A 7765-nucleotide genomic window follows, 5' to 3' on the forward strand; every position below is an offset into this window, starting at 1 on the left:
CCCAAATGTTCCGCCGGCGAACCGGCCTTGGTTCTGCGGGGCGACGCCCCAACCCCCTGAAGGACGACCGAACTCGCCGGGGGAGCGGGTCCGGAAGGGCGTCATGGCGAGACGCTGAGCGTCACCGTCAGCGAGTCGGCGTAGGTGTTGGCGGCGGCTAGGATCTGGGCGCCGGCGTAGGCGGCGCGGCGGACTCGCAAGTAGGAGCCGGCGACGTCGTAGGAGGCGCCGTTCAGGCGCAGCCCCTGGCCGGCCGTGGCCGGTCCCTTGAAGGTGCAGGCCGCGCCGGCGCTGGTCGTCAGGTCGCCGGTGTCGCAGGTGGCGCTGACCGGGGTGACCCCGGCGTCGCCGACCAGGTTCAGGTCGACCAGATAGGGCGCGAGGTTGGTGTAGCCGGTCGGCGGCGAGACGCTGGAGGCCAGCAGGCCGCCGTTCTGCGAAATCACCGCCGCCCGGAACGGCACGGTGCATTCCAGCGTGAACGGAAAGTCGGCCGAGAAGGCGTTGTTGACCTCGCCCACGTCGGTCGAGCCGTTGGGGGCCATGCCCGGCGCGAAGCCGCAGCGGCCGCCGACCGAGGCGGTGACCGGGATGGACAGCACGATGTTGGGGGGCGATCCGCCGGCATAGGCCGTGACCTGGGCGCGAGCCGGCTGAGCGCCGGCGGCGAAGACGGCCAGCGCGACCAGGCCGCCGCCGAGCAGCCATTCCAGCAGTCGGGGCTTGCGTTCCGAACGCAGGGCTCGGGAAACCATTGTGCTTTTGCCTGCCATCGCCCAGCCCTTGTTTAATTAACAAGTTCTTAATGCTTGGGTGACGATTGCAGAGAACTGGTGGTGTGAAATCCCCTAGCTTGGGTATAGGCAATAGTTTCGCCTAAATAGGGAATTCGTCTCTTGGGTTATTGGTTACAATGACTTTAATAATACAAATATTCTATATCAATGCGGCGTTGAGAGGCATGTGCATTTAGCGTGCGTCAAACCGACGCTATTATGTATTCATTAATCTTAGGTTGTGGAATTAATTGCCTAATATGCGTTTAAGTAAGGAACGCACGGACCCGGAAACAAGGGTCCAGCTAGATGCCGGCGCCAAAGACCGGCGGGTAGGGAGAAGGGCTCAGGGCATGGACGGCACGCATTCGCTCGCCGGGATACGCGATATCGAGGCCATAAGATTTTGCCTCGATGAGGACGAGGTCGCCCGGATCGTGGTTGACCCGCATGGATTGCTCCTCTGGCGGTCGAGGGCCGCGGCGATCCTGCTGCACGGGGACTGTCCGCTGGTCGATCGGGCCGGCAAGCTGGGCGGCGTCGACCGCCGCACCCAGCAGTTCCTGAACGAGCGGCTGGACGAGGCCTTCGCGGGCGAAGAGATCTGCCAGTTCATCGAAACCGATCAAGGCCGCCGGTTCCTGCTGCGCATGCGCCCGGTCGACGAGGACGGCGAGCGGGCCGTGGTGATCACGCTCAAGGATTTCGAGGCGCCGGTCCATATCCCGCGGCTCGAGCGGCTGTTCGGTCTCAGCGCCATGGAGGCGCGGATCCTGCAGCTGATCATCGAGGGCGCCAGCGCCGAGCGGATCGCCGACAGCAAGGCCATCTCGATCCTGACCGTGCGGACCCACATCAAGCACATCCACAGCAAGATGGACGTCCGCTCCAAGGAGGAGATCCTGGCGGTGATCGTCAAGATCTTCGCTTGAGGTCCGGCGGGATGGGAGTTGCCGATCGGGCCGCGAACCGCCAAATGAGGGCGCACGACCTTTCGGACCCGCATCATGACCACGCCGATCGACGACCGTCTCGCCGCCGCCGCCTTCCATAGGCTGGTCGAGCACCTGCGCCTGCGGACCGACGTCCAGAACGTCGACCTGATGGGCGTGGCCGGCTTCTGCCGCAACTGCCTGGGCGACTGGATCAGCGAGGCCTCGGAGGGCCGGCTGAGCCGGGACCAGGCCCGCGAGGCGATCTATGGCATGCCGCAGTCCGAGTGGAAGGCGCGCCACCAGGGGCCGGCGACGCCCGAGCAGCTGGCGCGCATGGAGGCCAGCGTGGCGCTCAACGATCAGTTGCGCGCCGAGCGGGAAGCCCGGCTGGACGAGGCGCTGGACGAAAGCTTCCCCGCCAGCGATCCGCCAGCCATGACCGAGCCGGGCCGCTAGAGTTCTCAAAGCACAGCCAGCTTCCTGGCCTTCACCTTCACCCGGATCACCCGGTGGTTGGACGACATGTAGAGATGGCCGTCGGCGGCCAGCTCGCAGTTGGAGATCACGTCGTCGGCCCGGATGATCCCGATCCGCCGGCCGGCCGGCGTGAAGATCGAGATCCCGTCCTGGCTCGAGGCCCACAGGTTGCCGGCCCGGTCGACCTTCAGGCCGTCGCCGCCGTCGATGCCGGTCGCGGCGCGGTCGACGAACTGTCGGCGGGCGGTCGGCGCGCCCTTGGCGTCCAGATCCCAGGCCACCCAGCCGGACTTGCGGTCGGTGGCGTACAGCGTCCGGCCGTCGGGCGACAGGCCGATGCCGTTGGGCTCGACGGTCCGGTCGATCATCGTCAGGCTGTTGTCGGTCCCCAGGCGATAGACGCCGGCATAGTCGGTCTGGCGGTAAGGCGAGCGCCAGTCGCCCTTCAGGCCCCAGGGCGGATCGGTGAAATAGATCGCGCCATCGCGGGCCAGGACCAGGTCGTTGGGGCTGTTGAGGCGCTTGCCCTCGAAACGGGCGGCCAGCACCGTCTTCTTCCGGGTCTTCAGATCGATGAACGAGACGCAGCGGTTGCCGCTGTCGCCGACCACCAGCCCGCCGCGCGCCAGGATCAGGCCGTTCGAGCCGGCCTCGCGCAGGCTGTCGGTCTCCGGGCCGGCATAGCCCGAGGGCGACAGCCAGACCACGCCGCCAACGGCCGGCGACCAGCGCAGGATCTTGTTGGCCGGCACGTCGGAGACCAGCAGGAAGCCGTCCTTGCCGCCCACCCAGACCGGTCCCTCGCTCCAGGTGAAGCCGTCCAGCACCTGCTCGACCGGCGCGTCGGCGTCGACCAGGGCGTCCAGGGCCGGGTCCAACCGCTCGACCTTGCCGACCACGGGATAGGACGGCGTCGCCGCCCTTGCGAGGCCGGGCGCCGCGGCGAGGGCCAGGAACGAGGCCGCCAGGCCGCGGCGGGTCATCGGGAAGGCCGGGTTCACGAGGCGGGACTCCTGTCGTCCTGGGTTTCGACTGGCGGATCGTCGATCTTGTCCTTGTGCCCCGCGTTGAGCCGCCGCGCCACCAGGGCCCCGGCGATGAACAGCGCGCCGACCGCCAGGAACGAGGCGGCGCGGACCACGCCGTCCAGGGTGGCCATGTCGAACAGCAGCACCTTGGCGGCGGTGGCCAGCACCACCACCAGGCCCAGCCAGCGCAGGGCGGCGTCCTTGCGGGCCGAGGCGCGGAACAGCACGACCAAGCCGAACACCGCCCACACCGCCGAGAAGGTCCAGGTCTCCAGCCCGCCGCGATCCAGGCCATGGCGCATGTCGACGCCCTGGAAGGCGAAGCGGGTCAGCAGGGTGACGAAGGCGAACAGCACGCCCACCGCCACGCACAGGGCGGTGCGGGCGAAGGCCGGCTCGTTCCGGCGCAGCAGCAGGGTGGCCGCCGCGCCGGCCAGATAGAGCGCCAGGATCAGGGCGACGTGCCAGATCGAGGTCGTCGGCCCGTCGAACGGTCCCCACCAGGGACTGGCCAGCCAGCCGAAGATCAGGCCCGCCCAGGCCAGGGCCGTCCAGCCGACGGCGGGCGCGGCGGCCTTCAGCCAGGCGGCGTCGGGGGCGTCCAGGCGCGGGCTGCGGAAGGCCCGGGCGGTCGCCAGCCCGACAAGGGCGTAGGCGCAGGCCTCGGCGGGGCCGACCATGTCGGCGGCGATCGTCGTCCCGTGGAACACCCAGCGCATCACCAGCAGGACGAAGGTCAGGACCAGGCCGGCGCTGACGCACAGAGCCGCTCGCGCCAGGGTCTCGCCGCCGCGCTTGAGGCCGGCGGCCAGGGCCGCGGCGGCGACGTACAGGGTCAGGACCACGGCGGTGTGGATCGGCGAGGTCGGCGGCGCGTCCAGCATCCCCCACCACGGATTGGCGACCAGGCCGAACACCAGCGCCGTCACGCCCAGGGCGATCCAGCCGACGACGGGCGCGGCGGCCCTCAGCCAGGCGGCGCGCGGCCGATCCAGGCGTCGGCTGAGGAAGGCGCGGGCGGTTCCGAGGGCCAGCAGCGCATAGGCGAACAGCTCGACCCGGCCCACCGCCGCCTCGTTCAACGCCAGGCCGTGGAAGGCCGCGCGAAGGCCCAGCATGGCCAGGACGAACCCCAGCCCGACGCCGACGCAGAGGGCGGCGCGGGACAGGGCCCGGCCGCCGCGGTCGAGGCTGAAGGCCGCGGCCGCCGCGCCGAGATAGAGGGCGAAGACCAGGGCGAGGTGCGGCCACGAGGCCGGCGGCGCGTCGTACGCGCCCCACCAGGGATTGGCGACCAGGGCGAACACCAGGCTGGCCAAGGCCAGGGCGGCCCAGCCCGCGACCGGCGCGGCGGCGTGCAGCCAGGCCGTCCGCTCGCCCTCCAGGCGGCGGTCGAGGAAGGCCCGGGCGGCCAGCAGGCCGAGCAGGGCGTAGGCGCAAAGCTCGGCCAGGCCGACCGGCGCGTCGTGCAGGGCCGCGCCGTGGAAGGCGTGGCGGACGGTCGTGACCGCCCACAGCAGGGCGAAGACGGCGGCCGCGACGATCCAGCTCCGCGTCCATCCGTCCTTCGCGTCGGCCCGGCGACGGGCCGTGGCCGCCAGCAGCAGGGCCGGGGCCAGGAAGTCGAGGATCAGGTCGTTGAGCACCGGCGGACCCAGCGGCGGGTCGCCCAGTCCCCACCACGGATGCAGGATCAGGCCAGCGGTCAGCAGGCCGTAGGCGGTCCCGACGGTCGTGACGACGATCTGCCGCCAGCGGGCGATGACGCCGTCGTCGGGACGTCCGCGCGCCGCCAGCAGCAGGCCGGCGGCCAGCACCAGGGCGGTGCGCAGCGAGGCCTCCAGCAGCGGATTGGCCTGGGCGGCGGCCGGCGCCATCCGGGCCAGGACCGCGTGCAGCATCAGGAAGACGCCGGTCAGCAGGACCAGCAGGGCGGCGGTCGACAGGGCCTCGCCCTCGGTCCTGTGATCGACCCCCGGCTTGCTCGTGCGGCGTGGGCCGACGATCCACGACGCGGCCAGCAGGGCGAGCGCCGCCACGAGGGTGACGCCGCCCAACAAGGGCAAGGACAGCGCGCCGGACGAGGCGTCGGCCACGAAGCCGGGGCGCAGCATCGTCGCCAGGGCGACCAGGCCTCCGGCCACGGCCGTGGCGGCCAGTCCGCGCCAGGCCAGGCGGCTGGCCGCGCCGGCCAGCAGCAGGGCGACCAGCGCCTGGGCGGCGGGTTCGAGATGGGCCGGGACCGAGGCGTGGACGGTCAGGAACAGCAGTTCGGCGGCGGCGGCGATCCACAGGCCCAGCCCCACGTCGCGTTGCGGGGTCTCGACTCGCCGCGACAGGGCCGCGGCGCCGGCGGCCAGCAGCAGGCTCGTCAGGCCAGCCACCAGGCGTCCGGGCGCGGCGGGGGCGGCGGTCTCGAGCAGCGGCCAGGCCAGGTTGGCCAGCAGGGCCGCTCCCAGGCCGGCGACGGCCAGCAGGACCGTGCGGACCGGCGCCGTCGCCCGCCATCCGGCGGCGAGGCCGGAGGCGGCGATCATGGCGACCAGGGTGAACGCCCGCCAGGTCAGCCAGGACCCGCCGGGACCGTCATGGAAGCGCAGGCCGACCAGCAGGCCCAGCGCCATGACGCCGACCGGGGCGGCGAAGGCCGGGGCCGGAACCAGCCCCAGGGCCGCCAGGGTCGCGGCGGCCAGGATCAGCAGGCCGCCGAACACCGTGGCCAGCAGGCCGGGATCATGGCCGCTGGTGACCCACAGTCCGGACGCGGCCAGGCTGACGGCGACCAGGGCGCCCAGCGGCAGGCGGAGGAACAGGTCGGTTCCGGCGGCCTTCAGGGTCAGGTCGTTGGCGCCCCGTCGCCGCCACAGCACCGCCAGCGCCGGTCCGGCCAGGGCCAGGGCCAGCAGCATCGCGGCGTCCTCGTCCCTGCGCCGCAGCAGGGCCGCCAGGGTCCAGATCAGCAGGCCGGCCAGCGTCACCACCCCGGCGCGGGGCCAGCGGCGCAGGGCGTTGACCGCCGCGCCGGTGGCGCCGAGCAGGGCGAGATAGGCTTCCAGCGCGACGGGAGACCAGGCGACCACGCCGCCGGTCATGTAGGGCGCGAGGAAGGCGCCGAACAGTGCGAGCAGGGCCAGGGCCTCGCCATGCAGCCAGGACAGCGCCAGCAGGCCCGCCGAGACGGCGACGGCCAGCACCGCCGCCAGGGGCAGGGGAATGAGGCCATACAGCGAACAGGCGGCCCAGACCGCGCCGTACAGGGTGACCGCGCCCGCCCCGGCCGAGGCGGCGGCGGCCAGGCCATGACGGCCGCCGGGGGCGTTCTTCTGGCGGCGGATCCACTCGCTGGCCGCGACCATCAGCAGGCCCAGCACGGCGGCGCAGGCGACGCGCAGGGCCGGGGTGAAGACCCCGCGCTGGGCGGCGTAGACCACCAGCAGCAGGCCGCCCAGGGCCAGGCCGCCGCCCCCCAGCCAGGCCAGGCCGTTCTCGGCCAGCCAGGTCGAGGCCGCGGTCCAGGTGACGCGAGGCGGCGGACGCGATGGGCGAGGCGGCGGACGCGGCGCCAAGGGCGGCGGCTCCGGGCGAGGCCGAACCACCGACGGGGCGGGCGCCGTTTCGGCGACCCGGGCGGGCCTGTAGGGCGGTGGTGAAGGCGCGAGCGGCTCCGGCTTGGGGTCGTCGCCCGCGAGGATCTGCTCGACGAGCGGGGAGGGTCTCAGCCTGGCCGGTTCGGGTTCGGGCTGGGGTTCGGGCCTGGGCGCGGTTCGCGGTTCCGGCGCCGGCCTGGGTTCGGGCGGGGCGCCACGCGCGGCTTGCGGCGGGCTGACGGCCGGCGGGGCGGTCGCCAGGGCGCGCACCTGCTTTTCGAGCGTTTTCAAGCGCTGGCCCTGGCGGAAGATCCAGATCGCCAGCCCGATGATGATCAGCCAGGTCAAACGCACGCCCCCGGAACCCGAGCCCCCGCTCGTCAAGCTCAAGTTGTGCAACATCCGCTCGCCTGGCGCCAGCCGTCCGCGGGCTCCGCCCCCTCCGGCCCTCCGGGCCACCTCCCCCAGAGGGGGAGGATCTATGAGCGCCGCGCCAGATGCTCCCCCCTTGGGGGAGCTGTCGCGAAGCGACTGAGGGGGTCGCGCGCACGGCCTGGCCGCCACGCGCTTTCGCTGCGATGGGATGGGGAGGGTGCGAAGCGCCCGGGCCTCGCCCGGAGTAGCTTTGATGTGTTGTACCGTTTCGACGAAGTCAGGCGCTTCGCGTGGAGCCGTTATCCGGAAGCCTTCGGATCGCGGATTTTTAACCCGCTCCGATGGAGGCCCCCGACGGGCGGGGCGTTGGCGCGCCCCGGACCGCCTGGGCGATTTCAGCCCAGGCCTGCTGGCTCGTTCCATCTATCCCCGGCGCCGGAGTTTCGTCGCGACCGAGGCGAACCTGCTCCGAACCGACCTGGGACGTCCCCGAAGGAACACGACGGACAAGCCTTCCCGCTCGTCCACCCCCGAAGGCCGCATCGGTCGCCGTACGTGCGCCCTCCCCATGCCTTCAGGTGCAAGCA

The 7765-nt window shown here is 72.0% G+C and carries 6 protein-coding genes; 2 read left to right on the top strand and 4 right to left on the bottom strand.

Translation table 11 applies throughout. The features are described 5' to 3' along the window. Nucleotides 1-101: 101 nt before the first annotated feature. Both BM066_RS11425 and BM066_RS26425 read right to left on the bottom strand, forming a co-directional pair. Nucleotides 102-755 (bottom strand): hypothetical protein, encoded by a 654-nt coding sequence (locus BM066_RS11425; RefSeq protein ID WP_089927814.1) that lies wholly within the window; start codon nt 753-755, stop codon nt 102-104. Nucleotides 756-1081: 326 nt separating this feature from the next. After that, entirely contained in the window at nt 1082-1228 is a 147-nt protein-coding gene (locus tag BM066_RS26425) for a hypothetical protein (RefSeq protein WP_177218439.1), read from the bottom strand. A 3-nt stretch (nt 1229-1231) separates the two neighbouring features. On the opposite strand from BM066_RS26425, the gene BM066_RS11430 reads away from it, so the two are divergent. Together BM066_RS11430 and BM066_RS11435 are read left to right on the top strand one after the other, a co-directional pair. Beyond that, nucleotides 1232-1708: a helix-turn-helix transcriptional regulator gene (locus BM066_RS11430; protein WP_177218440.1), complete on the top strand. Its 477-nt coding sequence runs from the start codon at nt 1232-1234 to the stop codon at nt 1706-1708. Between the two features lie 75 nt (nt 1709-1783). Next, entirely contained in the window at nt 1784-2167 is a 384-nt protein-coding gene (locus BM066_RS11435) for a DUF1244 domain-containing protein (protein WP_089927820.1), read from the top strand. A gap of 5 nt (nt 2168-2172) precedes the next feature. Here BM066_RS11435 and BM066_RS11440 read toward each other — a convergent pair whose 3' ends face one another. Continuing rightward, nucleotides 2173-3189 (bottom strand): SMP-30/gluconolactonase/LRE family protein, encoded by a 1017-nt coding sequence (locus tag BM066_RS11440; RefSeq protein WP_089927824.1) that lies wholly within the window; start codon nt 3187-3189, stop codon nt 2173-2175. Further along, on the bottom strand, nt 3186-7151 hold the full coding sequence (locus BM066_RS11445) for a DUF2339 domain-containing protein (RefSeq protein WP_143093715.1): 3966 nt from the start codon (nt 7149-7151) through the stop codon (nt 3186-3188). Before BM066_RS11445 ends, BM066_RS11440 begins: the two co-directional genes overlap by 4 nt. Between the last annotated feature and the right edge of the window lie 614 nt (nt 7152-7765).

Source organism: Caulobacter sp. UNC279MFTsu5.1 (assembly GCF_900114015.1).
Classification (GTDB): domain Bacteria; phylum Pseudomonadota; class Alphaproteobacteria; order Caulobacterales; family Caulobacteraceae; genus Caulobacter.